1 protein-coding gene is annotated in these 1,741 nt (G+C 64.5%); it reads right to left on the bottom strand.

What is annotated here, in order from left to right:
- The coding region (locus GSM73_RS28020) for a condensation domain-containing protein (protein ID WP_256677099.1) at positions 1–1,741 on the bottom strand (1,741 nt) is incomplete at both ends.

A 1,741-nucleotide genomic window follows, 5' to 3' on the forward strand; every position in this document is an offset into this window, starting at 1 on the left:
TCAGGGCGGCTTGTTGGCTGAGCGCGGTGTGCAGGTCGGTCGGGCCGCTGTAGTTGCGCTCGGTGGCGTTCCATTCGACCAGTTGACGCTGACGTTCTGCCGCCGGCAACGGTGACCAGTCCCCGAGACGGGTCTGCGGTGCTTCGAGCATGGCTTCCAGCAGTTGTTGCCACTGTTCCAGCCAACGCCGGGCCGTGGTTTCGCTGAACAGCGCGGCGCGGTACTCCAGCAACACCGACAGCACCTCGCCGTCGTGCACTTCCCAGTTCAGGTCGTACTTGGTGGCCTGGGCGGTCACCGCCCGTTCGCTGACCTGCAACTGCGGCCATGGCTGGCTCGACGAATCGGCGTTCTGCATGGCGAACAGCACTTGGAACAGCGGCGTCTGGCCGAGGCTGCGCGAAGGTTTCAGGTGCTCCACGACCTGGTCGAACGGCACGTCCTGATGCTGCTGTGCATCCAGCACACGGTTGCGCACCTGGCCCAGCAAACCTTCGAAATCCAGCGTCGGATCCAGATCGGCGCGCATGACCACGGTGTTGACGAAGCAGCCGATCAGCGGTTGCAGCTCGGCGAATGGACGCTGGGCCACCGGGCTGCCGACCCGTACGTCGCGCTGGTTGGCGTAGCGCCCCAAGAGCAACTGCGCCGCACCGAGCATGAGCATGTACAGCGTGGCGCCGCGTTGCTGGGCGAACTGCCGCAGGCGTGCCACCAGGGCAGACGGCAATTGCAGTTGCACTGCGCCGGCCGCTGGGGCGAGCTGGTTCGGACGGCCCTGTTCGGTCGGCAGGTCCAGCAGGTAGTCGCCGTCCTCCAGTTGGTTGCGCCAGTATTCCAGTTGGCTGCTGAACATGGTCTGTTGACCGGGCTCGCGCTGCCAGAGGGCATAATCAGGGTATTGCAGCGCCAGCGCCGGGAGTGCCGCCGGAGTGCCCTGGCACTGGGCGGTGTAGAACTGTCGCAGCTCATCCAGCAGGTTCTGGCTGGAGGCGTCATCGGTGGCGCAGTGGTGCAGGCTGAGCAACAGCAGCGACTGGGCGCCGCCGCTGCGTTGCAGCAGTGTGGTACGCACGGGCACTTCGGCGGCGAGGTCGAAACGGCGGCCAGTTTGCGCGTGGATCGCCGCGTCGGTCAGTTGTTGCCACTGCTCGTCGCTGGCGGCCTGCAGTGGCGTGACTTGCAAGGTGATAGCGACTTGCGGTTCGACGATCAACGCCAACTCGCCGTCGGTATCGCGCACGATGCGGCTGCGCAGAATCTCGTGGCGCTGGACCACGCTGTCCAGGGCCGTTTGCAGGGCCTGGACATTGAGTTCGCCGTCCAGTTGCACGGCGCTGACCACGTTGTATTCACCACCGCCGGCGCTCAATTGTTCGAGGAACCACAAGCGTTGCTGTTCGAACGACAGCGGCAGGCGGGCGGGCCTTGGCACTCCAGTCCAGGTGGAGGCTGGAGTATCCAAGGGATCGCCGAGCAGGCTCGCGAAGGCAGACAGTGTCGGGTTCTCAAAAAGACTACGCAGTGGGGGCACCCGAGTGAACCGCTGACGCAAGCGGGTAAACAGCATCGCGGCCAACAGCGAGTGACCGCCCAGGTTGAAGAAGTTATCGTGGACGCTGACATCCGGGCATTCCAACACTTCGCAGAACAGCCGACTCAGTACCGTTTCGGTGGCGTTACGCGGTGCCACATGAGGTTGGTTGTCGTCGATGTTTGGCAGTGCCGTAGCCGCCAATGC

It is taken from the genome of Pseudomonas sp. PICF6, assembly GCF_009831705.1.
Classification (GTDB): Bacteria; Pseudomonadota; Gammaproteobacteria; order Pseudomonadales; family Pseudomonadaceae; genus Aquipseudomonas; species Aquipseudomonas rhizophila.